Genomic DNA, 21,106 nt, shown 5'->3' with positions numbered 1-21,106 from the left:
CTCCTTAGCGCAACAAAAAGCCCCCGGAAGTTTCCTTCGGGGGCGCATGGGAACCACTATGGTCAACCGTCACCGGCCCATGCGCGTCCTTCCTACGATGACAAGAAGTCTGGCCATTGGCCCATCCCCTTCACGTTCGGTTGGAACTTAGGCGCGGATATGCCGGGCGTCAACGGGATTTGCAATACGAAAATGTCGCAGGGTGCCGGTATTTTTGAACTTTTGTTGCGACTGGATGCCACGCTGCGCAACTTTCACAACAAAGTGCGCTGGGGCACTCTGGCTGTGCCGACATGGGCAAGTGAATCCCCCGGCGGGTCCGGCTATGACGGTCGCCGGAACGGCGGGGCTGGTCCTGCCGCACGGGAGACTGCAATGAAGCTGTATTATTCGCCGGGCGCGTGTTCGCTGGCCTCGCACATCACCCTGCACGAAGCTGGAGTCGACTTCACCGCCGAGAAGGTGGACATCCGCGCCAAGCGCACCGAGACGGGCGCCGACTTCACGGCGATCAACCCGCGGGGGGCGGTCCCGGCGCTGGACCTTGGGAACGGCGATGTGCTGACCGAAGGCGTGGCGATCATGCAGCACGTGATGGACAGCGCTGCCCCCGGCGTGCTTCCTGCCCCCGGCACCGTGGCGCGCGCCCGTCTGGCCGAGGCGCTGAACTACGTCTCGACCGAGGTTCACAAGACCTATTCGCCGTTCTTCTATGGCCTTGAGGGCGAGGCGAAGGCCAAGCAGTTGGCCTTGCTTGACGCCCGGCTGCAAGTGATCGAGGACCGGCTGTCAGGACGCGAGTATCTCGCGGGCGATGCCTACACCCCGGCGGACGCCTATTTCTTCACGGTGACCAACTGGTCGCAGTTTGCGGGCCATGACCTGTCGAAGTTCCCGCGCATCACCGCGCTGCGGGCCAAGGTCGCCGCACGCCCGGCGGTGCAGAAGGCGCTGCAGGCCGAAGGTCTGGCGGCCTGAGCAAAAGCGGGGGGCCATGCAAGGCCCCCCGCCCGACAGTGGTTCAGCCGATGAACCACAGATAGGCACCATAGGCGACCAGCAGCAGAGCCCCGGCGATCCGCGGCAACCCGCCCAGCACGAAAGCCACAACTGCAAGACCCACCGACGAAGCCGCAACCCACCACATGTCGATGGCGGCAAAACGGGCCTCGGCCGGGATCGGCGCGATCAGGGCGGTAACCCCTAGAATACCGAAGATGTTGAAGATGTTCGAGCCGACGATGTTGCCCACCGCGATCTCGGTATGCTTGCGGAAGGCGGCGATCACGCTGGTCGCCAGTTCCGGCAGCGAGGTGCCGATGGCAACGATGGTCAGGCCGATCACCGCCTCGGAAATCCCGAACTCGCGGGCGATGATTGTGGCGCTGTCGACCAGGAACCGCGCGCCGATCACCAGCGCGACAAGGCCCGCTCCGGTCATCACCCAGGGCATCCACTTCGGGCCGGAGGAGGCGTGATCTTCTTCGGGCGGGTGACCCTGACCGGCAACGAAGGCGACGACAAGAAAGGCAATCAGGCCCGCCAGCAGGATCATCCCGTCCACGCGGGTCACCTGTCCGTCCAGCAGCATGACCCAGATCGTCGCCGTGGCAAGCAGCATGAAGCCAAGGTCGCGCCAAAGCTTGCGGCCGGGGATGATCAGCGGTGCGATCATGGCAGAGATGCCGAGGATCAACAGGATGTTGCCGATGTTCGACCCGATGACATTGCCGATGGCGATGCCCGGCTGATCGGCCAGCGCGGCCTGGACCGAAACGATCAGCTCGGGCGCGGAGGTGCCGAAGCCGACGATGGTCAGGCCGATCAGCAGGGGTGACAGATGGAAGGCGCGCGCGATCGATGAAGCGCCGCGGACAAGAAATTCCCCGCCCACCACAAGGATGACAAGGCCGATACAGAACATAAGATAGGTCAAAGGGATCCCCCGGTTTGTTCAGGGGCAAGGTTGGGTGGCCGTAGAGGAATGCAAGGGGTGACCCCGCCGATTTTGTCCGTTTTGCGTTCGATTGCCTAGGGTTGTGCAGGTTCCGTGTCGGCGCGGTAACAGACTGCGTTCAGTTTGTTGCCGTCCGGGTCGCGGACATAGGCGGCGTAGAAATGCGGGCCATAGTGCGCACGAAGGCCCGGAGCGCCCTCATCCGTGCCGCCATGCGCTAGGGCTGCTGCGTGGAAGGCGTCCACCGCCGCGCGGCTTTGGGCCAGGAAGCTGACCATCGTCCCATTCCCGGGGCTTGCGGGTCCGCCGTCGAAGGGCTGCGTCACCCAAAGATGCGGGCCGGGATCGTCCAGCCCCCAGGCGGCCGAGCGGTCCTCGGGGTCGTAATCCTCGATACGGGTGTGGCCAAGCGGGGCAAGCACGGCATCATAGAAGGGCAGGGCGCGCGCAAGGTCGCGGGTGCCAAGCGAGACATAGCTGAACATCCGGTTCCCCCTCTTGCGATACCGACGGGTATTGTGGCGCGGGCGTCCGGATTGCCAAGACCCTTACTCACCTCAGAGGCGCGAGCTGCTGCAGAATTCGCGCATGACGCGAGGTTTGGGGTTCCTATCTTGCATGACGGACAATAGGGTTTATCTCACGACAATCCCGGCCGCCGTCGTGCTGGCGTGAACCGGGCAACCAACAGGAGGAGTACTGCATGGATCGACGTTCCTTTCTGACCAAGGCCTCGGTGGGTGGCATCGCAGCCGCTGGTGCCGCAACGCTGGCCGCGCCCGCGATTGCCCAGGAATCCCCGACTGTGACCTGGCGTATCGCCTCGTCCTTCCCCAAGTCGCTTGACACAATCTATGGCGCTGCCGAGACGATGTCGAAGTACGTCTCGGAGGCGACCGACGGCAAGTTCACGCTGCAGGTCTTCCCGGCGGGCGAACTGGTGCCGGGCCTGGAAACTGCGGATGCCGTTTCGGCCGGGACCGTCGAGATGACCCATACCGTCCCCTATTACTTCTGGGGCAAGGACCCGACCTTCGCCCTGGGCGCGGCGGTGCCCTTCGGTCTGAACGCGCGCATGATGAACGCCTGGTTCTATCATGGCGGCGGCATCGACATGATGAACGAATTCTACGCCACCCAGAACATGATCGCCTTCCCGGCCGGCAACACCGGGGTGCAGATGGCGGGGTGGTACAAGAAAGAGATCAATTCGGTCGCCGATCTTCAGGGTCTGAAGATGCGGATCGGCGGCTTCGCCGGCAAGGTGATCGAGAAGCTGGGCGTCGTGCCGCAGCAGATCGCAGCAGGCGATATCTACCCGTCGCTGGAAAAGGGCACCATCGACGCGACCGAATGGGTCGGGCCGTATGACGACGAAAAGCTCGGCTTCTACAAGGTCGCTCCCTACTACTACTATCCCGGCTGGTGGGAAGGTGGCCCGGCGATCGCCACGATGATCAACCTTGCCAAGTGGAACGAGCTGACGCCGGCCTATCAGGCCATCCTGAAGGCAGGCTGCGTGGTGGCCAACACCGACATGCTGTCGAACTATGACTGGAAAAACCCGACAGCGCTGAAGTCTCTGGTCGCCAACGGTACGCAGCTGCGGCCCTTGCCGCAGGATGTGCTGTTGGCCGCTTTCGACGCGGCCAAGGCAACCTATGACGAGGTCAGCGCCACCAACGCGACCTTCAAGAAGATCAAGGACAGCCAGGATGCGTTCCGTCGGGACGCCTACCTGAATGCCCAGATCGCCGAATACAACTACGACGTCTTCATGATGACGCAACAGCAGGCCGGCAAGCTGTAAGGCTTTCGGAAGACCGAAAATCGGAAGGCCCCGGATCGTCTCCGGGGCCTTTTGCTTTCTGGGGACCGTCAGGGATTGATGACCGGCGCCCCAAGCCTTGGCAACCCGCCTGGAGCGGGAAGGGCGTTCTCGGCCGGAGACGGCCCGCCAAGGTTCGGCGCCCCCAGCTGCGGCGCGCCAGGCAGTCCCGGCAAGCCGCCCGGTGCGGGAGTGGCCCCACCCGTTGTCCCCAGTGGCGTCAGCGTGGGCACCTTGATCTCGATGGTTGCTGCATCGACCACCGGCCCCTTGTAGTGCATCACCATCTGCGGGAAGAAGACCACGGCGAAGATCATCACCACCTGGATCAGGATGAAGGGGATCGCACCCTTGTAGATCTCGCCGGTCTTGATCCCGTCCATCTTCTTGCCCGTGACCTTGTCAAGGTAAGGCACCTTGGCCGCGACCGAGCGCAGGTAAAAGAGTGCAAAGCCGAAGGGCGGGGTCAGGAAGCTGGTCTGCAGGTTCACCCCGATGATCACGCCCAGCCAGATCAGGTCGATGCCAAGCGTTTGCGCCGGGGCGATCAGCAGGGGCACCAGGACGAAGGCGATCTCGAAGAAGTCCAGGAAGAAGCCCAGGACGAAGATGACCAGGTTGACCACCAGAAGGAAGCCATACTGGCCCCCGGGGACAGCGGTCAGCAGCTCTTCAACCCAGACGTGGCCGTTCACACCGTAGAAGGTCAGGCTGAACATCCGCGCGCCGATCAGGACGAACATGACGAAGGCCGACAGCCGCGTGGTGGCGGTCAGGGCCGATTGCAGGACCGGGAACTTGAAGCGCCCCTTGGCCCAGGCCAGGATCATCGCGCCCACGGCCCCCATCGCGCCGCCCTCGGTCGGGGTCGCCAGGCCGATGAAGATCGTGCCCAGCACCAGGAAGATCAGCGCCAGGGGCGGGATCAGCACCATGATGACCTGCTGCGCCAGCCGCGACAGCAGGTTGAAGGCCAGGTAGCGGTCCGCCAGCGCGTAGAAGTAGACGACCAGCGTGGCGACGGTCGCACCCAGCACGTCAGCGTTGGCTCCCCAGGCGTCATACCACAGGTAATGCGCGGCGTAGCCGATGGCGATGCCGCCCGTCAGCGCGACCAGAAGCGAGGTGACACCCCCGCCCAGCGTCCGCGCCTCGGGCGGCAGGGCAGGGACCTTGTGCGGCTGGAAGATCGCGACCATGCAGATGTAACCAAGGTACATGCCGGTCAGGATCATCCCGGGGATCAGCGCGCCCTTGTACATGTCGCCCACCGACCGGCCCAGCTGGTCGGCCAGCACGATCAGGACAAGCGACGGCGGAATGATCTGCGCCAGGGTGCCCGAGGCCGCGATGACCCCCGTCGCCGTGCGCCGGTCGTAGCCATAGCGCAGCATGATCGGCAGCGAGATCAGACCCATCGCGATCACCGATGCCGCAACGACCCCGGTGGTCGCGGCCAGCAGTGCGCCGACCAGGATCACCGCAAAGGCAAGGCCCCCACGGATCGGCCCGAAAAGCTGGCCGATGGTGTCCAGAAGATCCTCGGCCATCCCGCTTCGTTCAAGTATGATCCCCATGAAGGTGAAGAAGGGGATGGCCAGCAACGTCTCGTTCGACAGGACCCCCCACAACCGTTGCGGCATGGTCCCCAGAAGCGGCCAGTCCAGCGTGATCTCGCCATTGGAATAGGGCGCAAGCCAGACGCCGATGACGAAGAAGATCAACCCGTTCGCGGCAAGGGCGAAGCTGACCGGATAGCCGTAAAGCAGAAAGACGACGAGGCTCACGAAGATGATCGGAGCCATGTTGTGCGCGATGATCTCGATCATTTTTTCCCCTCGGCGGCAGCTGTGGCGGCGGCGGCGGCAGTTACCTCGGCGGCTTTGGCTGCGATTTCGGCGGCCAGATCCTCGGCGTCCTTAGCGGCCTGTTCCTTGGGCGAGATGAACGGATGCGGGTCCTCGATCAACCCGCGCATCACGGCGATCTTCTTGATGATCTCGGCCAGGGCCTGAAAGGTCAGCATCAAGAAGCCGGCCAAAAGGATTGCCCGCGCCGGCCAGATCAGCAGCCCGCCCGCGTTGGTCGAGACCTGGCCCGAGTAGATGGCCTGGATGGTGTAGGGCCACAGATACCAGGCCATCAGCGCGACGAAGGGCAAGAGAAAGAAGATGTGGCCCAGCAGGTCGATCCAGTGCTGGGTCCTGCGACTGCGTGAGCCGTAGAAGACGTCGATCCGGATATGTTCGTTCTGCTGCAGCGTGTAGGCGGCCGCACCCATGAATGCCGCGCCGAAGAGATACCACTGCAGCTCAAGCCAGGCGTTGGACGACAGGTTGAACAGCTTGCGGCTTACGGCATTGGCGGCACTGACGAGGACCGCAAACAGGATCATCCAGATCACGGACTTGCCGATGAACGCATTCACGCGGTCAATCCCGCGCGAGATCGCAAGCAAAGCCTGCATCCCTTACCCCTCCCTGTGACGGCCGCCCTTTGTTCGGCGTGCCCATACCCTTCCTAGGCGATCTAGCGGTTTCCGCCAAGAACTCAACCAGCGGGTGGGTCGGAATTGCCGTAGCGTCAGCTTGCTGCCGACGCATCCCGCAGCCGCTGCCCCACGGCGGCGATGGCCTGGATCACCGGCATGAACTCCTGGCCCAGCGGGGTCAGGGCATATTCCGACGGGACCGAGGTGCCGGTGACGGTGCGGGACAGGATTCCGCGATCTTCCAGCTCGCGCAGGCGCTGGGTCAGCACCTTGGCCGAGACCAGCGGAATGTCGGCGCGCAGTTCGGAAAACCGCCGGGAACCAAAGGACAAAGACCAAAGGATGTTCGGCGTCCAGGCCCCGCCGATGAAGGCCATGCAGTCCGACAACGGACAAAGCGGATGTGGAGTGCGGTTCTTGCGGCGGATCGGCTGCATCGCGGGCCTCTGATGCGGTTTCCGACAGATAGGCCCTTGCGGACGTTACCGCAAGTTACCGCGTTACCAATGGTGACCGTCCTTGCGCGCCAGAGGGTCTCGTGTCCCAAGCCGCGGGGACGACGTCAGGTTTTGCCGATGTCCCGATGCCGATCCGGCTGGACGCGCGCGGGCAGGTGATGTCCAAGGGGCTGCACCTTCAGAAGGAAAGCCAATGCCTGACCTCACCATCAACATCACCCGCAAGAGGGCCACTCCCGCACAGAAGTCCGTCGGCGCCACCGACCTGGTGCTGCGGGCCTTGCACAAAGGCTGTCAACGGCCTGTCGACGCATATTGCACAGGGCGCAGGGCGCGGGGTCAGTCGCATGGGTGACGGCATCCGCCATGCGGCGCTGATGTTCGCGGCGGGGATGGGGGTGCCCTTGCTGGCCGCGCTGAATGCGGCGCTGGGGCAACGCATCGGCTCGCCCATTGCCGCCGGGGCGGTGATGTTCGCGGTGGCTTTCGCCACGGCGGTTGTCGTTCTGGTCGTGACGGGGCAGGGGGCGGCACTGGCCAAGGCGCCTGGCCAGCCTCCCGTCCTGTTTCTGGCCGGAGGGCTGATGGTCTTCTATCTTCTGTCCATCACCTTCGTCGCGCCGCGCTTCGGCCTTGGGAACGCGATCCTGTTCGTGCTTCTGGGGCAGATCGTCAGCTCGACCGTGATTGACGCCACCGGGCTGATGGGGCTTGCCGCGCGGCCGGTCAGCGGGACGCGAATGCTTGGACTTGCGGTGATGGCTGCAGGGATTGTCCTAAGCCAACGCGGCTAGCCGATTGCCATGCAGAAATCCGACCTTGGTTTGCGTCGCGTGCCCCGGGTTCAATCCGCGCGCGGTCCGATCAGGTCCCAGCGGTTGCCGAAGGGGTCTCGCCAGACCGCGACGCTGCCATAGGCTTCGTGCCGCGGCGCTTCCTCGAAAGTGACCCCTGCTGCCAGCATCGCAGCATGGTCGCCGGCAAAGTCGTCGGTCTGCAGGAACAGAAAGACCCAGCCCCCGGCCTGATTGCCGATGGCCCGTGCCTGTTCCGGCGTATCGGCCCGCGCCAGCAGCAGCCGCACTCCGCCCCCCGAAGGCTCGACCGTGACCCAGCGCTTGCGGCCCTGGTCGATATCCTCGACCAGCCGGAAGCCCAGCTTGGCGACGTAGAATGCGAGCGCTTCGTCATAATCGGGAACGACCAGCGCCAGGGCCGAGATGCGCGCGGTCACAGCCGGGTGTCGGGCAGGCTGATCCGGGCCACCTGTTCGGCGATGGGGTCAACCGACAGGGGGTGCAGATCGGCGGCATGATCCGAAGGCTGGCCCATCGGCACCCATTCGCCGCCCTTGTAGATCTCCAGCGCCGAGAAGCCGGCCTTGTAGCCCATCTTGCGGCTGCCGGGCACCCAGTAGCCAAGGTAGACGTAGGGCAGCCCCGCCTCGCGCGCGATGGCGATGTGGTCCAGGATGACATAGGTCCCCAGGCTCATGTCGGTCAGGTCGGGGTCGTAGAAACTGTAGACCATCGACAACCCGTCGTCGAAGACATCGGTCAGGCAGACCGCCGACAACGGGCGGCCCCGCTCGCCCTCGGCGGGAGGGCGGGTATATTCGATGACGCGGCTCTTGATCGGGGTCTCTTCGATCATCGCGGCGAATTCGAAGATGTCCATGTCGGCCATGCCCCCATCGGCGTGGCGCTGGTCAAGGTAGCGGCGAAAGAGGGTGAACTGATCTTCGGTCGCCCAGGGAGAGGTCGCATTGCGGCGCAGGCCCGCAGCCCGCTTCATCACCTTCTTCTGCGTCCGCGAGGGTTCGAAATCCGCCACCCGGATGCGGGCCGAAAGGCAGGCCGAACATTCCGCGCAGGAGGGCCGGTACAGCACGTTCTGGCTGCGGCGGAAGCCCTGCTTGGAAAGGGTGTCGTTCAGCTTCTGCGCGTGTTCCCCCTGAAGGGCAGTGAACAGCTTCCGCTCCATCCGCCCGGGCAGGTACGGGCAGGGTTGCGGCGCCGTCACGTAGAACTGGGGCGTCAGGGGAAGAGAATGGCGCATCGGTTTCAGGTCAGGACTGGGTCGGGGCAGAGCCTAGCAAGCGAAACGCCATCCGCCAAGCGTCCCCGTGCGGCAAATGAAGAACCCGCCCGTGCGGGGACACGGGCGGGGCAGGGATCATGGCATCAGGCGATCAGTATTCGCCCGGCCGCGCCCCCGGTTCGGGCTTGGTATCGGGCTTGGCTTCCGCGACAGCCGCATCCTGGGCAGAGGTCGCCCGGGCGCGTTCGTCCATGAAGCTGTCAAACTCGGACTTGTCCTTCGAGGTCCGCAGCCGCTGCAGGAAAGCCTCGAACGCCTCCTGCTCTTCTTCCAGGCGACGCAGCGCCTGAGCCTTGTAGTCGTCGAAGGCGTGGTTGCCGGTGGGCTGGCCCGCGCGCATCGCGTGGCGGCCCCAGGAGTGGTCATGGGTGTTGCGGCGCATGCCGCAGGACCGTGCGAACATCTTTTTTCCCCAGATCATGTAGGCCAGAAGGGCAAGCCCCAAGGGCCAGACGAAGATGAAGCCCAGGACCATCGCGGTGATCCAGGCCCAGGTGCCGCGCTGGTCAAGCCAGGCCTCGGCACGACGAAAGGCGTTGCGGATCCCGCCAGGCCGGGCGGTGTCGGAACTCATGTACATCGGCGGGTCTCCAGTTTATGTGAATGGCTTTCACATGACAGTAGATGGACCCGGTCCGGCGTCCTTGCAAGAGGTTATGTGAAGAAACTTTACATAAGGGTGTGCTCGGCTTCTTTCCGCCTAGCCGGTGAAGTCTGCCACCTGCGCGCCCGTCACCCGCACCAGCGCCCTGGGGTCCACGCGGAACATGTGGCGCGGGGTGCCCGCGGCGGCCCAGACCTCGGCAAAGTCCAGAAGCCGGGGGTCGGCGAAACTGGGCAAGGGGGTCAGGTGTCCAAGCGGGGCCACCCCGCCGATGGCAAAGCCGGTGACGGCGCGCACCACCTCGACCTCGGCGCGCGACAGGGTTTCCCCGGCCAGTGCCGCCGCCTTTGCAAGGTCGATCCGGTTTCCACCGGCGGTAAGGAACAGAACCAGCCCCGTTCTTCCCTGCAGAAGGATCGACTTGACGATCTGGTCCACGGCCACGCCCGCCTCTGCCGCAGCCGCATCGGCGGTCCGAATCTCGGTCCTGGCTTCCACTGGCGTGGAGTGTAGCCCCGCCGCCTTCAAGGCCGCCGCCACCCGGGCCAGCGATTTCGACATGCATCCCTCCCGGCTTTCCGAAAGCTAAGCGTCCCCCTTGCCACCGGTCAACGGTTGACCCTTCCGCCCCACCACAGCAAGGTCGCGCCATGACCCTAGCTGACCGCATCACCCGCCTGCCCATCCCGCTCGACCCCGCCGCCGCCGCCGACCTGCGCGCCAACGTGCCCGGCTTTGCGCCCCCGGTGCTGGACCTGATGTCGGCCACTGCCGCCTGCAGCCCCTACCTGCGCGACCTTATGCTGCGCGAGGCCGACTGGCTGCGCGATGCGGTCGAGGCCCCCGAAGCCGCACTGGACGCCACGCTTTGCGCCGCTGATGGTCTGGCGGCCGACGCGCTGCCGCTGGCACTACGCCAAGCCAAGCGCCGCGTCGCCCTGCTGGCAGCCCTCTGCGACGTCGGTGGTGTCTGGCAGCTGGAGCAGGTAACGGGCGCCCTGACCCGACTGGCCGACCGGGCGGTCCACCTCAGCCTCACCACCCTCGTCGCCGAAGAGATCCGCCGCGGCAAGCTGCCCGGCGCCTGCCCCGACGATGCCGCCACCGCAGGCGGAATGGTCGCCCTTGCCATGGGCAAGATGGGGGCGGGCGAGCTGAACTATTCCTCGGACATCGACCTGATCTGTCTCTTCGACGAAAGCCGCTATCCCGGCGAGGAACACGAGGCCCGCGCCAGCTTCATCAAGGTCACCCGCCGGATGACCGCGATCCTGTCGGACCCCACCGACGGCTATGTCTTCCGCAGCGACCTGCGCCTGCGCCCCGATGCCAGCGTCACCCCGGTCTGCCTGTCGATGGCCGCCGCCGAGGCCTATTACGAGGCCGAGGGCCGCACCTGGGAACGCGCCGCCTATATCAAGGCACGGCCCTGCGGCGGGGACCTGGCCGCCGGGGACCGCTTCCTGAAGACCCTGACCCCCTTCGTCTGGCGCAAGCATCTGGATTTCGTGGCGATCCAGGATGCCCACGACATGCGCCTGCGCATCCGCGACCACCGCGGCCTGCACGGCCCGATCACGGTCGAGGGCCACAACATGAAGCTTGGCGCGGGTGGCATCCGCGAGATCGAATTCTTCACCCAGACCCGCCAGCTGATCGCCGGGGGCCGCGACCCGTCGCTTCGCGACCGCACCACGGTGGGGGGCCTGGCCGCGCTGGCCGCCAAAGGCTGGGTGCCACCCGACGTGGCCGAGGACCTGACCACCCTCTACCGCGCCCACCGCGAGGTGGAACACCGGCTGCAGATGGTCAATGACGCCCAGACCCATTCGATGCCCACAACGTCCGAGGGCGTCGCCCGCATCGCGGCCTTCTGCGGCCAGACCGAGGCGGACTTCCGCCGCGACCTTCTGGACCGCCTGAACCGGACGGACCGGCTGACCGAGGGCTTCTTTTCCCCAAGCCCCGTCGAGGACGGCCCTGAACTTTCCGACACCGCGCGCGAGATTACCCGGGGCTGGGAAAACTATCCCGCCTTCCGGTCGGACCGCGCGCAAGCCATCTTCCGCCGCCTGCGCCCGCGCTTCCTCAAGGGCCTCGCCCGCGCTGCTAACCCGGACGAGGCGCTGTCAGCGCTGGACGCGTTCCTGGCGAAACTTCCCGCCGGGGTGCAGCTTTTCGCGCTCTTCGAGGCGAATCCGACGCTGATCGACCTGATCATCGACATCGCCGGATCGGCGCCTGCGCTGGCGCAATACCTTGCGCGGAACGCAAGCGTGCTGGACGGCGTGATCGGCGGCAGCTTCTGGGGCGACTGGCCCGGGACTGCTGCGCTGCGGGCCGAACTGCAGTCCCGCCTTTCCCCTGCCCCGGACTATGAAGGGCGTCTGGACATGGCGCGGCGCTGGATGAAGGAGTGGCACTTCCGCGTCGGCGTCCACCACCTGCGCGGCTTGATCGACGGGTTCGAGGCGGGCAAGCAATATGCCGACCTGGCCGAGGCCGTGGTCCAGGTGATCTGGGCCGAAGTCAGCGCCGATTTCACCCGCAAGCACGGGTCGATGCCGGGCCGGGGGGCGGTGGTGATCGGGATGGGCTCGATGGGGGCTGCGCGGCTGAACGCGGGCTCGGACCTGGACCTGATCGTGATCTACGATGACCATGGGGTCGAAGGCTCGGACGGGCCGCGCCCCTTGGCGACGCGGCCCTATTACGCCCGCCTGACCCAGGCGCTGGTTACCGCCCTGACCGCCCAGATGCCCGAAGGCCGTCTGTACGAGGTGGACATGCGCCTGCGCCCCTCGGGCCGGGCGGGCCCGGTGGCCACCAGCCTGCACAGCTTCACCACCTATCAGGAGACCGAGGCCTGGACCTGGGAACACCTGGCCCTGACCCGTGCCCGGGTCCTGGCGGGCGAGCCGACGCTGGCGGGCGAAGTCGAGGCATTCCGCCGCGACCTTCTGGTGCGCAAAGGTCAGGGCGCGCGGGTCAGGCCCGACGTCGCCGAAATGCGCGCGCGGTTGGCCGCCGCAAAACCGGCGCAGGGCGGATGGGATGCGAAGAATGGTCCGGGCCGGATCATGGACATCGAGCTTGCGGCGCAGACCCTGGCCCTTCTGTCTGGCAGCCCCGCCCGCAGCGTGGAACGCCAGATCGCGGCGGGGGCGGGCCGCGAACTGCCGCAATCGGACGCGCAGGCGCTGACCTCTGGCTACAGGCTGATGTGGCGGCTGCATTCCGCGGCGCGGCTCCTGAACAACCGCGCGCTGGAGTGGGAGAGCCTGGGCGAGGGCGGTCGCGCCTTCGTCTTGCGCGAAACCGGGGCGGCAGATGCGGACGCGCTGGCGCAGAACCTGGCGCAGGCGGTGGACGAAGCGGAAGCCGCTGTGGCGCGGCTGGTGGGGACGACAGATGGGGAGACGGGCGATGGATCTGGGCGAGGCTGACCCGAAGGGTCTGGTGCGGGAAAGCTACCGGATCGAGGGGATCACGGCGGGCGAGTGCCGGTCGATCTTCATGGACTGGGCGCTGTCGATCCCGGTCGGCGCGCCGGTCACCGATGCGGTGCGCACCTTGATCGCGACCTATGCCCTGGCCGAGCCGGATCATCCGATGTCCGGCGTGCTGAGCCAGGCCCTGACCGCGCCCGAGGCCCCCCGCCGCCGGGGGGGGCGCACCGGGCGGCAGGGCCTGACCCCTTAAGCGCTGCGGGGCAGGGCCGCGGCTTCCCGCGCAAGCGTGGTGATCGCCGCCCAGTCACTCCGGGCCATCGCGTCTTTTGGGGCCACCCAGCTGCCGCCGACGCAAAGGATGTTCTTCAAGGCCAGGTAATCGGGCGCGATCTTCAGGCTGATCCCGCCCGTCGGACAGAACTTCACCTGCGGAAGGGGCGAGCCGATCGATTTCAGGTAAGCCGCCCCGCCAGCCTGTTCGGCCGGGAAGAACTTCTGCACCGTATAGCCCTTCTCCAGCAGGGCCATGATCTCGGAGGCCGTGGCGGCACCGGGCAGAAGGGGCAGCCCCTCGTCCTCGCAGGCGGCGATGATCCGCTCGGTCGCGCCGGGAGACACGCCGAACATCGCCCCCGCCGCCTTTGCAGCCTTCACGTCTGACGGGGACAACAATGTCCCTGCGCCCACCATGCCACCGGGGACCTCGGCCATCGCCCGGATCGCATCCAGCGCCACCGGCGTCCGCAGCGTCACCTCCAGCGCAGGCAAGCCACCCGCCACCAGCGCCTCGGCCAGCGGGCGGGCGTGGGCGAGGTCATCGATCACCAGGACCGGAACCACAGGGGCCAGGCGGCAGATTTCAGCGGCTTTCAGCGATTGCTGGGCGGGTGTCATGGGCAGGCTCCTTCAGGCCCCGGCGTCGGGGAAGTGGATGGTGCGGGAGCCTCCGGCGGGGATATTTGCGCCAGTATGAAAACGCATGGGCAGTGCTGACCCCCCACCTCGGGCCCGATATCGGGGGGAGGCAGGGGGCCTTTCACACTGGACGGTCATCGGCGTCCCCGCCTGTACCGCCCTGTCAGCCTATGCGCCAAATCCTTTCATACTGGTTAAAATATCCCCGCCGGAGGCAGCGACAGTGCGACCGGGCGCGCCGGTCAAAGGACGAGGGCGCCACCGGTATCGGCAGAGCCGGCATGGCGGCGGAAAGCAGCGAAAAGCTCGCGGCCGATGCCGAATTCGTTCGCTGTAAGGTCTGCCGTCACGGCGAGGCGCTGCTCGAAATCCTCGGCCAGCACCGACAGCGTCCCCACAACCGCGTCCAGCCGGAGGATGTCGCCATCCCGCACGCGCGCCAGCGGGCCGCCCGCGGCGGCCTCGGGGGCGACATGGATTGCTGCGGGCACCTTGCCCGATGCCCCCGACATGCGACCATCCGTCACCAGGGCCACGCGCAGCCCGCGGTCTTGCAGGACCGAAAGCGTCGGCGTCAGCGAGTGCAGTTCCGGCATGCCGTTGGCCTGCGGGCCCTGGAACCGGACAACCACAACCGTGTCACCAGTGAATTCGCCCGCCTTGAACGCGGCCTTCACCGCGTCCTGGCTGTGGAACACCCGCGCGGGGGCCTCGATCACCTGCCGATCGGGGGCTACGGCCGAAACCTTGATCACCCCGCGCCCGAGGTTGCCGGTCAGCTGCTTCAATCCACCCTGCGGCGCGAATGGGTCTTGCGCCGGGCGCACCACCTTTTCATTGAGGCTGGTCTTCGGCCCGTCGCGCCAGGCCAGGCGGCCTGCGTCCAGCACCGGCTCTTGCCGGTAGGCTGCCAGGCCGTCGCCCGCGATGGTCTTTGCGTCTGGGTGCAAAAGGCCCGCGTCCAGAAGCTCGCCGATCAGGAACTGCAGGCCGCCCGCCGCGTGGAAATGGTTCACATCCGCCAAGCCGTTCGGATAGACCTTCGCCATCAGCGGCACCGCTTCGGACAGGTCCGCGAAATCCTGCAGGTCCAGGATCACGCCCGAGGCCCGCGCCATTGCCGGCAGATGCAGCACCAGGTTCGTCGATCCCCCCGTTGCCATCAGCCCGACGATGCCGTTGACATAGGCCCGCTCGTCCAGGATCTCGCCCGCCGGGCGGAAATCATTGCCCAAGGCCGTGATCGCCGCCGCGCGCTCGACCGCAGCGGTGGTCAGCGCATCGCGCAATGGGGTGCCCGGATTCACGAAGCTGGCGCCCGGCAGGTGAAGACCCATCACCTCCATCAGCATCTGGTTTGTGTTCGCCGTGCCGTAGAAGGTGCAGGTCCCCGGCCCGTGGTAGCTGGCCATTTCGGCGGCCATCAGCTCTTCGCGGGTTGCCTTGCCCTCGGCATAGGCGTTCCGGACCCGCGACTTTTCGTCATTGGCGATGCCGGATGTCATCGGGCCCGCAGGCACGAAGACCGCAGGGATATGCCCGAAGGTCGCCGCCGCCATGATCAGGCCGGGGACGATCTTGTCGCAGACGCCCAGATACAAGGTCGCGTCAAAGCAGTTGTGGCTGAGCGCCACGCCCGCCGCCAGGGCGATCACGTCGCGGGAAAAAAGCGACAGCTCCATCCCCGGCTGGCCCTGGGTGACCCCGTCGCACATCGCCGGAACCCCGCCCGCGACCTGCACAGTCACCCCTGCCTTCGCCGCCGCTGCCCGGATCAGGTCGGGATAGCGCTCGAACGGCTGGTGCGCCGACAGCATGTCGTTGTAGGCCGTCACGATGCCCAGGTTCGGCACCCGGGCCGCAACCAGGGCGTCCTTGGCCTGACCCATCGCGGCGTAGGCATGGGCCTGGTTGCCACAGCTGAGGTGCGCGCGCACCGGGCCATTCGACACGGCCTTTGCCATCCGCTCCAGATAGAGACCGCGGCTGGCTTCTGATCGGGCGCGGATGCGGTCAGTGACGCGGGCAATCTTGGGATTCAGTGTCATGGTCAGGTCCTGCCGAGGTCAGTCCTGCGGGATATACCATTACCTGTTAGCGCTAACAACCGGCAATCGGGTGTGACCCCTTCACAATCTTGCCAAAGGGCATGGGGGCGGTCCTGCATCCGCAAGACCGGGTGCCGATCGCAGCATGGCTGCTTTCACACAAAAAGCCAGGACAGCGGCATGGGATGCACTTCGGCCAACGATGCCTTCCGGGTGGCCGCAAAAGCGGCTATGCGAGCGCAAAGCAGCGTCCGCGCGAAAGGGAGAGCCATGTCGGAAGATGAAGGTCAGGTCCGGGCTTATCCCGTCGTGCGGCTGAAGCCAAAGGCCGAGGCGCGGGCGATCCGGCACGGGTTTCCCTGGGTCTATGCCGACGAACTGGTGACCGACCGCAGGACGCAAGGGCTGGACCCCGGCGCGCTTGCGGTGCTGGAGGATGGCGAGCGGCGGCCCCTGGGCCTCGTGACCGTCAATGTGAAATCGAAGATCATCGCCCGGATGCTGGACCGCGACCCGGATGCGGTGATCGACCAGGCATGGTTCGAGACCCGGCTTGCTCGCGCGCTGGCCCACCGCTCGCGGCTTTACGCGGACCCGTACTACCGCCTTGTCCATGCCGAATCCGACGGCTTGCCGGGCGTGGTGATCGACCGTTTCGGGGATGTCGCCGTGGTCCAGCCCAACGCCGCCTGGGCCGAGAGCCACCTCTCCGACCTGGTTGCGGGCCTGATTGCGGTGACCGGGGTTGCGACGGTCATCAAGAACGGCTCGGGCCGGTCGCGCGGGCTGGAAGGGCTGGCCGAGGAGATGGCGGTGATCCACGGGCCGGGGCCTGCGGGTCCGATCCCGGTGCCGATGAATGGTGCGACGTACATGGCCGACCTTCTGGGCGGTCAGAAAACCGGCCTTTTCTTCGACCAGCGCGAAAACCATCGCTTTGCGGCCCGGCTTGCCCGTGGGGCGACGGTGCTGGACGTGTTCAGCCATGTCGGCGGCTTTGCTCTTGCCGCTTTGGCCAGTGGGGCGGAAAGCGCGCTGGCGGTTGACGCCTCGGCTGCGGCGCTGGAACTGGCGAAAGCCGGGGCAGGGGCCTCGGGCACGGGCGACCGCTTGACCACCCGCCAGGGCGACGCGTTCGAGGTGCTCGAGGCGCTTGGCACCGAAGGCGCGCGCTTCGATCTGGTGATCTGCGATCCTCCGGCCTTCGCGCCGGCCAAACCCGCGCTGGAAGCGGGTCTGCGCGCCTACGAACGCGTCGCCCGGCTGGCGGCACCGCTGGTGGCGCCGGGGGGGTACCTGGTCCTGTGCTCCTGCAGCCATGCGGCGGACCTGCAGTCGTTCCGCAACGCCTGCGCGCGCGGCATCGGGCGCGGCGGGCGGCGGGGACAGATCATCCACACCGGGTTTGCCGGACCCGACCACCCGGTCCTGCCGCAACTGGCGGAGTCGTCGTACCTCAAGGCGCTGGCCTTCCGGCTGGACGGGTAAGGTGGGCAATACTGCCCACCCTACGCCCGGCCCAGGTGCGCCGAAGGCGGTCCTCGATGCCTGCGTGCTTTACCCAACCATCTTGCGCGAGATCCTGCAAGGTGCTGCCGAGGCCGGGCTTTACCAGCCGGTCTTCTCGGACCGCATCCTGCGGGAATGGGTGCTGGCGACAGCCAAGCTTGGCCCTGCCGCCCCAGTCATCGCGGAAGGTGAGGCGGCACAGCTTCGCGCCAGCTTTCCCCGCGCCCTCGTCCGCGACCATCCCGAGATCGAGGCGCGCCTGATCCTTCCCGACGTCAACGACCGCCACGTCCTGGCCAGCGCCATCGCCAGCGGGGCCGATGCCATCGTCACCTTCAACGCCCAGGATTTCCCTGGCCACGTCCTTGCCGCCGAAAAGATCACCCGCCGCGATCCCGACGGTTTTCTGTGGGAACTGCAGTCGCGTCACCCCGACATCATGGCCCGGATCGTCGAGGCTGTGCGCGCGAAGGCCGAGGCAATCTCGGGACAGCCACAAGCGTTGAAACCGCTGCTGAAACGCGCGCGGCTTTATCGCCTGGGAAAGGCGTTGGGCGTCTAGGACCCAAAATCCTTAAGCAAGGATTTTGTCAAATTTCTTGCTTAAGAAATTTGCCCTCACCCGACCCAGCGCGCCTCATTGGCTTCGATCGCCGCGATCCGCTCTTCGGTCCTGGGGTGGCTCATCAGCCACGCCGGTATTCCCTGACCGGCGTTCCGGGTCAGCGCGCCCAACTTGCGGAACAGCGACTTCTGCGGCCCCGTCCCGATCCCCGCCTTGATCAGAAGCGCAGACGCATAGGCATCCGCCTCGAACTCATCACGCCGCGATAGCCGCGCCATCAGGGCCGTCGAGATCAGATTGGCGATCCAGATCCCGATGATCGGCAGAAAGCGGTTCAAGAGCGCCGACAGCATCACGAAGACCGCGTTCTGCCCGGTAAAGTCGATCATCCGCCGCCGCATGTGCCCCATTGCCACATGGCCCAGCTCGTGCGCGATGACCGAGGCAAGCTCTTCATCCGTGACCTCGCCCTGCGCCCTCCGGTCCAGAAACCCGCGTGTCAGGTAGATCCGGCCGTCGGGCGAGGCGAGGCCGTTCACCGGCTCGACCTCGAAGACCCGCACTTCGATTGTCGGCACCCCCAGCGCCGCGGCCATCCGGTCAGCCAGCCGCGCCAACTGCGGGTCGCGAAGGGGCACCGACTTTTCGTCCAGCATCTTGCGTGTGCGCCAGACCGAGACCTGCATCATCACGATCGCATAGGCGACCGCCACCAGAAGAGAGAGAACAACTGCGCTCATGCTGCGGATATATGGCAGGCGCGGTGCGGTTCAAACCCCATCCCGCGCGCCCCCGAACAGCCAGTATCCCAGCGCGACCACGGCCCCAAGTCCCCCGACCATCCCCAGGACCGAGCCGAGCATGTCGCTTGCCGCCTGGATATTCCCGGCAAAGCCGTACCCCGTGCCGACGTAAAGTCCGGCCCAGACCGCCTCGCCCGCGACGCCCGCTGCGGTGAAACGGACCCAGCCATAGCCCGTGCTGCCCGCCAGCAGGTTCACCCAAGGTCCCAGCGGACTGACCAGCCAGCGCGAAAAGAAGACCGCCAGCACCCCGCGCCGGTCCATCAGCCCATCCGCCCGCGCCAGAAGACGGTCGCGTCCCGGATCACGCCGCAGCCGGGTCAGAAACGACACCCCCAGAACCCGCCCGGCCCAATAGCCCAGCTGATCCCCCGCCACCGCCCCCGTCGCTGCAGCCAGAAAGGCCTGCCACAGCACAATATCTCCCGCGGCCGCAAAGCCCCCCGCCGTCAGCATCAGGATCGAGGCCGGGAACGGCAGGGCCAGGCAGGACAGGAACGTGGTCGCCGCCAGCAGCCAAAGCCCGTATTGCGGCACCAGGGCCAGCAGCCAGTCGGTCATTCCGAGGCCTCAGCGGCCCGCAAGTCCCGCAAGGCCGCTTCGACGTCGGCGATGACCTGTGCCACCGGGACGCCGCGATCCCGGGCGATCTCGGCCAGGGGTTGCGGGCGGCCCTTCACCTCCGGCTCTGGCAGGCCTGCCGCCGCGTCCAGCGCGCGCGGGTCCAGCCCCCAGGACCGCGCGACATAGCCCACCGTCATCCAGGGCTCGACCGGCATTTCGCGGTGGGTGGCCCAGTAGGCAGTGAAGAAGATCAGACGCCCGGCAAAGAACAGCGTGACCGCGCAAGACAGCACGAAGGCCGAGGTCAGCCAGGGCCGCGCCCGCCAGGCCGTGAAAAGTCTTTTCATCTCAGCTCCCGTATGCCGCGCGCCAATCCGTCCAGCGTCATCGGCACCATGCGATCCTCGATGATCTCGCGGATCAGTGCGGTGGATCGCGCATATCCCCAGGCGCGTTCCTCGACCGGGTTGATCCAGACATGATGCGGCCATTGCGCCCTGATCCGACGCAGCCAGACCTCGCCCGCCTCGGGGTTCCAGTGTTCGTTGGCCCCGCCGGGATGGGTCACCTCGTAAGGTGACATCGCCGCGTCGCCGACCACGATCAGCCGCCAGTCGGACCCATAGGTACGGATCACGTCCCAGGTCGGGGTCTGGAGGTCCCAGCGCCGCCGATTGTCGCGCCACAGACCCTCATAAATGCAGTTGTGGAAGTAGAAGACCTCCAGATGGCGGAACTCGGCCTTGGCGGCAGTGAAAAGCTCTTCCATCACCCGGACATGCGGGTCCATCGACCCGCCAATGTCGAGGAAAAGCAGCACCTTCACCGCATTGCGCCGTTCCGGCCGGGTCTGCACGTCCAGCCAGCCCTGCGCCGCCGTCACACGGATCGTGCCATCCAGGTCCAGCTCTTCGGCCGCGCCCTCGCGCGCCCAGCGACGTAGCCGGCGCAGGGCCAGCTTCATCGTCCGGGTGCCGATCTCGGCGTCGCCGTCCAGATTGCGGAACTCGCGCTTGTCCCAGACCTTGACGGCGCGCTGGTGGCGGCTTTGGTCCTGGCCAATCCGCACCCCTTCCGGGTTGTAGCCGTAGGCTCCGAAGGGCGAAGTCCCTGCCGTGCCAATCCATTTCGACCCGCCCTGATGCCGACCCTTCTGTTCCTCCAGCCGCTGCCGCAGCGTCTCCATCAGCTTGTCAAAGCCGCCCATCGCCTGGATCGCCGCCCGCTCCTCGGCTGACAAATGCCGTTCGGCCAGCTTTTCCAGCCAGTCGCGCGGCAGGTCCAGGGCGTCAAGCACCTGGTCCGCCGTCACGCTCTCCAGACCCGAGAAGGCCCGCGCGAAGGCCCGGTCAAAGCGGTCGATATGGCGTTCGTCCTTGACCAAAGTCAGTCGGGCGAGGTGATAGAAACCCTCCGGGTCATAGATCACCAGCCCCGCCGCCATCGCTTCCAGAAAGCTCAGGAACTCCCGCAGGGAGACCGGTACCCCTTCTTCCCGCAGCGTCTGGAAGAATGGCAGGAACATGGTCTAGGCCCCGACTTCTTTGCGACGATCGGCCCGGAGCCTTCGATGGCTCCGAACCGGAAGTCGCAAGACCACTGCGCCCGGCATCAGGCCCGCAGCATCCGGTCAAGGCCGATGGTGACGAAAAGGCCAAGGATGGCGAGGATCAGGCCGTGGACGAAGGCATATTGCAGCATGTCCGCCGTCTTGCCGCCCCGCGCCCGGGCACGGTAGCCCCCGGCAAGCGCCCCCAACAGAAATCCGCCGATCACGAACATGCCGCCCCATTTCCGGGACGCACCTGCGCC

The 21,106-nt window shown here is 66.4% G+C and carries 23 protein-coding genes; 7 read left to right on the top strand and 16 right to left on the bottom strand.

Annotated features, from left to right (window positions below; genetic code table 11):
- Window positions 1-375 precede the first annotated feature (375 nt).
- A complete protein-coding gene (gstA, locus tag U1E69_RS11740; protein ID WP_322244560.1) occupies window positions 376-978 on the top strand; it encodes a glutathione transferase GstA in 603 nt (200 codons plus the stop codon).
- Between the two features lie 43 nt (window positions 979-1,021).
- On the opposite strand, the gene U1E69_RS11735 is transcribed toward gstA, so the two are convergent.
- Together U1E69_RS11735 and U1E69_RS11730 are read right to left on the bottom strand one after the other, a co-directional pair.
- Window positions 1,022-1,936, bottom strand: a complete 915-nt coding sequence (locus U1E69_RS11735) for a calcium/sodium antiporter (protein ID WP_322244559.1) — start codon at window positions 1,934-1,936, stop codon at window positions 1,022-1,024.
- A 95-nt stretch (window positions 1,937-2,031) separates the two neighbouring features.
- Window positions 2,032-2,442, bottom strand: coding sequence for a VOC family protein (locus U1E69_RS11730; protein WP_322244558.1), 411 nt, complete (start codon window positions 2,440-2,442; stop codon window positions 2,032-2,034).
- A 218-nt stretch (window positions 2,443-2,660) separates the two neighbouring features.
- Here U1E69_RS11730 and U1E69_RS11725 point away from each other — a divergent pair, with 218 nt between their 5' ends.
- Entirely contained in the window at window positions 2,661-3,767 is a 1,107-nt protein-coding gene (locus U1E69_RS11725) for a TRAP transporter substrate-binding protein (RefSeq protein ID WP_322244557.1), read from the top strand.
- Between the two features lie 68 nt (window positions 3,768-3,835).
- On the opposite strand, the gene U1E69_RS11720 is transcribed toward U1E69_RS11725, so the two are convergent.
- From U1E69_RS11720 to U1E69_RS11710, 3 genes are all read right to left on the bottom strand, one after another.
- Window positions 3,836-5,614, bottom strand: a complete 1,779-nt coding sequence (locus U1E69_RS11720; protein ID WP_322244556.1) for a TRAP transporter large permease subunit — start codon at window positions 5,612-5,614, stop codon at window positions 3,836-3,838.
- A complete protein-coding gene (locus tag U1E69_RS11715) occupies window positions 5,611-6,252 on the bottom strand; it encodes a TRAP transporter small permease subunit (protein ID WP_322244555.1) in 642 nt (213 codons plus the stop codon). The genes U1E69_RS11720 and U1E69_RS11715 overlap by 4 nt, the downstream gene beginning before the upstream one ends.
- Window positions 6,253-6,368: 116 nt before the next feature.
- Window positions 6,369-6,713: a helix-turn-helix domain-containing protein gene (locus U1E69_RS11710; protein ID WP_322244554.1), complete on the bottom strand. Its 345-nt coding sequence runs from the start codon at window positions 6,711-6,713 to the stop codon at window positions 6,369-6,371.
- Window positions 6,714-7,081: 368 nt separating this feature from the next.
- Between U1E69_RS11710 and U1E69_RS11705 the strand changes: the two genes are divergently transcribed.
- Window positions 7,082-7,528 carry a DMT family transporter gene (locus tag U1E69_RS11705; protein ID WP_322244553.1) on the top strand — a complete coding sequence of 149 codons (447 nt, stop codon included), beginning with the start codon at window positions 7,082-7,084 and terminating at the stop codon, window positions 7,526-7,528.
- Between the two features lie 50 nt (window positions 7,529-7,578).
- Here U1E69_RS11705 and U1E69_RS11700 read toward each other — a convergent pair whose 3' ends face one another.
- The 4 genes from U1E69_RS11700 to U1E69_RS11685 form a co-directional block, all read right to left on the bottom strand.
- Window positions 7,579-7,968: a VOC family protein gene (locus tag U1E69_RS11700; RefSeq protein WP_322244552.1), complete on the bottom strand. Its 390-nt coding sequence runs from the start codon at window positions 7,966-7,968 to the stop codon at window positions 7,579-7,581.
- Complete coding sequence (locus U1E69_RS11695) at window positions 7,965-8,792, bottom strand: arginyltransferase (RefSeq protein ID WP_322244551.1); 828 nt, start codon at window positions 8,790-8,792, stop codon at window positions 7,965-7,967. Before U1E69_RS11695 ends, U1E69_RS11700 begins: the two co-directional genes overlap by 4 nt.
- Window positions 8,793-8,925: 133 nt before the next feature.
- Complete coding sequence (locus U1E69_RS11690; protein WP_416200279.1) at window positions 8,926-9,414, bottom strand: DUF2852 domain-containing protein; 489 nt, start codon at window positions 9,412-9,414, stop codon at window positions 8,926-8,928.
- A 120-nt stretch (window positions 9,415-9,534) separates the two neighbouring features.
- A complete protein-coding gene (locus tag U1E69_RS11685) occupies window positions 9,535-9,999 on the bottom strand; it encodes a YbaK/EbsC family protein (RefSeq protein WP_322244550.1) in 465 nt (154 codons plus the stop codon).
- Between the two features lie 89 nt (window positions 10,000-10,088).
- Between U1E69_RS11685 and U1E69_RS11680 the strand changes: the two genes are divergently transcribed.
- Both U1E69_RS11680 and U1E69_RS11675 read left to right on the top strand, forming a co-directional pair.
- Window positions 10,089-12,884, top strand: a complete 2,796-nt coding sequence (locus tag U1E69_RS11680; RefSeq protein ID WP_322244549.1) for a glutamine-synthetase adenylyltransferase — start codon at window positions 10,089-10,091, stop codon at window positions 12,882-12,884.
- Window positions 12,865-13,140: a hypothetical protein gene (locus tag U1E69_RS11675; RefSeq protein ID WP_322244548.1), complete on the top strand. Its 276-nt coding sequence runs from the start codon at window positions 12,865-12,867 to the stop codon at window positions 13,138-13,140. Before U1E69_RS11680 ends, U1E69_RS11675 begins: the two co-directional genes overlap by 20 nt.
- Here the strand turns inward: U1E69_RS11675 and U1E69_RS11670 are convergent.
- Both U1E69_RS11670 and edd read right to left on the bottom strand, forming a co-directional pair.
- On the bottom strand, window positions 13,137-13,784 hold the full coding sequence (locus tag U1E69_RS11670) for a bifunctional 4-hydroxy-2-oxoglutarate aldolase/2-dehydro-3-deoxy-phosphogluconate aldolase (RefSeq protein ID WP_322244547.1): 648 nt from the start codon (window positions 13,782-13,784) through the stop codon (window positions 13,137-13,139). The genes U1E69_RS11675 and U1E69_RS11670 overlap by 4 nt on opposite strands.
- Before the next feature lie 263 nt (window positions 13,785-14,047).
- Window positions 14,048-15,853, bottom strand: a complete 1,806-nt coding sequence (gene edd, locus U1E69_RS11665; protein WP_322244546.1) for a phosphogluconate dehydratase — start codon at window positions 15,851-15,853, stop codon at window positions 14,048-14,050.
- Window positions 15,854-16,123: 270 nt separating this feature from the next.
- Here edd and U1E69_RS11660 point away from each other — a divergent pair, with 270 nt between their 5' ends.
- The gene (locus U1E69_RS11660) at window positions 16,124-17,341 is read left to right on the top strand and encodes an RSP_2647 family RNA methyltransferase (protein WP_322244545.1); all 1,218 of its coding nucleotides are present in this window, start codon (window positions 16,124-16,126) and stop codon (window positions 17,339-17,341) included.
- Between the two features lies 1 nt (window position 17,342).
- Window positions 17,343-17,924 carry an RSP_2648 family PIN domain-containing protein gene (locus U1E69_RS11655; RefSeq protein WP_322244544.1) on the top strand — a complete coding sequence of 194 codons (582 nt, stop codon included), beginning with the start codon at window positions 17,343-17,345 and terminating at the stop codon, window positions 17,922-17,924.
- Window positions 17,925-17,980: 56 nt separating this feature from the next.
- Here U1E69_RS11655 and U1E69_RS11650 read toward each other — a convergent pair whose 3' ends face one another.
- The 5 genes from U1E69_RS11650 to U1E69_RS11630 all read right to left on the bottom strand — a co-directional run bounded on the left by U1E69_RS11650 (window position 17,981) and on the right by U1E69_RS11630 (window position 21,076).
- Entirely contained in the window at window positions 17,981-18,667 is a 687-nt protein-coding gene (locus U1E69_RS11650; RefSeq protein ID WP_322244543.1) for a M48 family metallopeptidase, read from the bottom strand.
- A gap of 30 nt (window positions 18,668-18,697) precedes the next feature.
- Window positions 18,698-19,291: a DedA family protein gene (locus U1E69_RS11645; protein WP_322244542.1), complete on the bottom strand. Its 594-nt coding sequence runs from the start codon at window positions 19,289-19,291 to the stop codon at window positions 18,698-18,700.
- Complete coding sequence (locus U1E69_RS11640) at window positions 19,288-19,641, bottom strand: hypothetical protein (protein ID WP_322244541.1); 354 nt, start codon at window positions 19,639-19,641, stop codon at window positions 19,288-19,290. Before U1E69_RS11640 ends, U1E69_RS11645 begins: the two co-directional genes overlap by 4 nt.
- The gene (locus U1E69_RS11635; RefSeq protein WP_322244540.1) at window positions 19,638-20,819 is read right to left on the bottom strand and encodes a vWA domain-containing protein; all 1,182 of its coding nucleotides are present in this window, start codon (window positions 20,817-20,819) and stop codon (window positions 19,638-19,640) included. Before U1E69_RS11635 ends, U1E69_RS11640 begins: the two co-directional genes overlap by 4 nt.
- 86 nt (window positions 20,820-20,905) lie before the next feature.
- Window positions 20,906-21,076: a hypothetical protein gene (locus U1E69_RS11630; RefSeq protein ID WP_322244539.1), complete on the bottom strand. Its 171-nt coding sequence runs from the start codon at window positions 21,074-21,076 to the stop codon at window positions 20,906-20,908.
- Window positions 21,077-21,106 lie beyond the last annotated feature (30 nt).

It is taken from the genome of Tabrizicola sp. (genome assembly GCF_034366665.1).
GTDB lineage: Bacteria > Pseudomonadota > Alphaproteobacteria > Rhodobacterales > Rhodobacteraceae > Tabrizicola.
This window is presented reverse-complemented; position numbering and strand designations above follow the sequence as displayed.

Coding starts and splice junctions, on each gene's coding strand:
- U1E69_RS11650 (WP_322244543.1), bottom strand. CDS start 18,667: ATGAGCGCAGTTGTTCTCTCTCTTCTGGTGGCGGTCGCCTATGCGATC.
- U1E69_RS11675 (WP_322244548.1), top strand. CDS start 12,865: ATGGATCTGGGCGAGGCTGACCCGAAGGGTCTGGTGCGGGAAAGCTAC.
- U1E69_RS11725 (WP_322244557.1), top strand. CDS start 2,661: ATGGATCGACGTTCCTTTCTGACCAAGGCCTCGGTGGGTGGCATCGCA.
- U1E69_RS11630 (WP_322244539.1), bottom strand. CDS start 21,076: ATGTTCGTGATCGGCGGATTTCTGTTGGGGGCGCTTGCCGGGGGCTAC.
- U1E69_RS11680 (WP_322244549.1), top strand. CDS start 10,089: ATGACCCTAGCTGACCGCATCACCCGCCTGCCCATCCCGCTCGACCCC.
- U1E69_RS11710 (WP_322244554.1), bottom strand. CDS start 6,713: ATGCAGCCGATCCGCCGCAAGAACCGCACTCCACATCCGCTTTGTCCG.
- U1E69_RS11645 (WP_322244542.1), bottom strand. CDS start 19,291: ATGACCGACTGGCTGCTGGCCCTGGTGCCGCAATACGGGCTTTGGCTG.
- U1E69_RS11720 (WP_322244556.1), bottom strand. CDS start 5,614: ATGATCGAGATCATCGCGCACAACATGGCTCCGATCATCTTCGTGAGC.
- U1E69_RS11640 (WP_322244541.1), bottom strand. CDS start 19,641: ATGAAAAGACTTTTCACGGCCTGGCGGGCGCGGCCCTGGCTGACCTCG.
- U1E69_RS11660 (WP_322244545.1), top strand. CDS start 16,124: ATGTCGGAAGATGAAGGTCAGGTCCGGGCTTATCCCGTCGTGCGGCTG.
- U1E69_RS11730 (WP_322244558.1), bottom strand. CDS start 2,442: ATGTTCAGCTATGTCTCGCTTGGCACCCGCGACCTTGCGCGCGCCCTG.
- U1E69_RS11690 (WP_416200279.1), bottom strand. CDS start 9,414: ATGTACATGAGTTCCGACACCGCCCGGCCTGGCGGGATCCGCAACGCC.
- U1E69_RS11685 (WP_322244550.1), bottom strand. CDS start 9,999: ATGTCGAAATCGCTGGCCCGGGTGGCGGCGGCCTTGAAGGCGGCGGGG.
- U1E69_RS11670 (WP_322244547.1), bottom strand. CDS start 13,784: ATGACACCCGCCCAGCAATCGCTGAAAGCCGCTGAAATCTGCCGCCTG.
- U1E69_RS11705 (WP_322244553.1), top strand. CDS start 7,082: ATGGGTGACGGCATCCGCCATGCGGCGCTGATGTTCGCGGCGGGGATG.
- U1E69_RS11695 (WP_322244551.1), bottom strand. CDS start 8,792: ATGCGCCATTCTCTTCCCCTGACGCCCCAGTTCTACGTGACGGCGCCG.
- gstA (WP_322244560.1), top strand. CDS start 376: ATGAAGCTGTATTATTCGCCGGGCGCGTGTTCGCTGGCCTCGCACATC.
- U1E69_RS11715 (WP_322244555.1), bottom strand. CDS start 6,252: ATGCAGGCTTTGCTTGCGATCTCGCGCGGGATTGACCGCGTGAATGCG.
- U1E69_RS11635 (WP_322244540.1), bottom strand. CDS start 20,819: ATGTTCCTGCCATTCTTCCAGACGCTGCGGGAAGAAGGGGTACCGGTC.
- edd (WP_322244546.1), bottom strand. CDS start 15,853: ATGACACTGAATCCCAAGATTGCCCGCGTCACTGACCGCATCCGCGCC.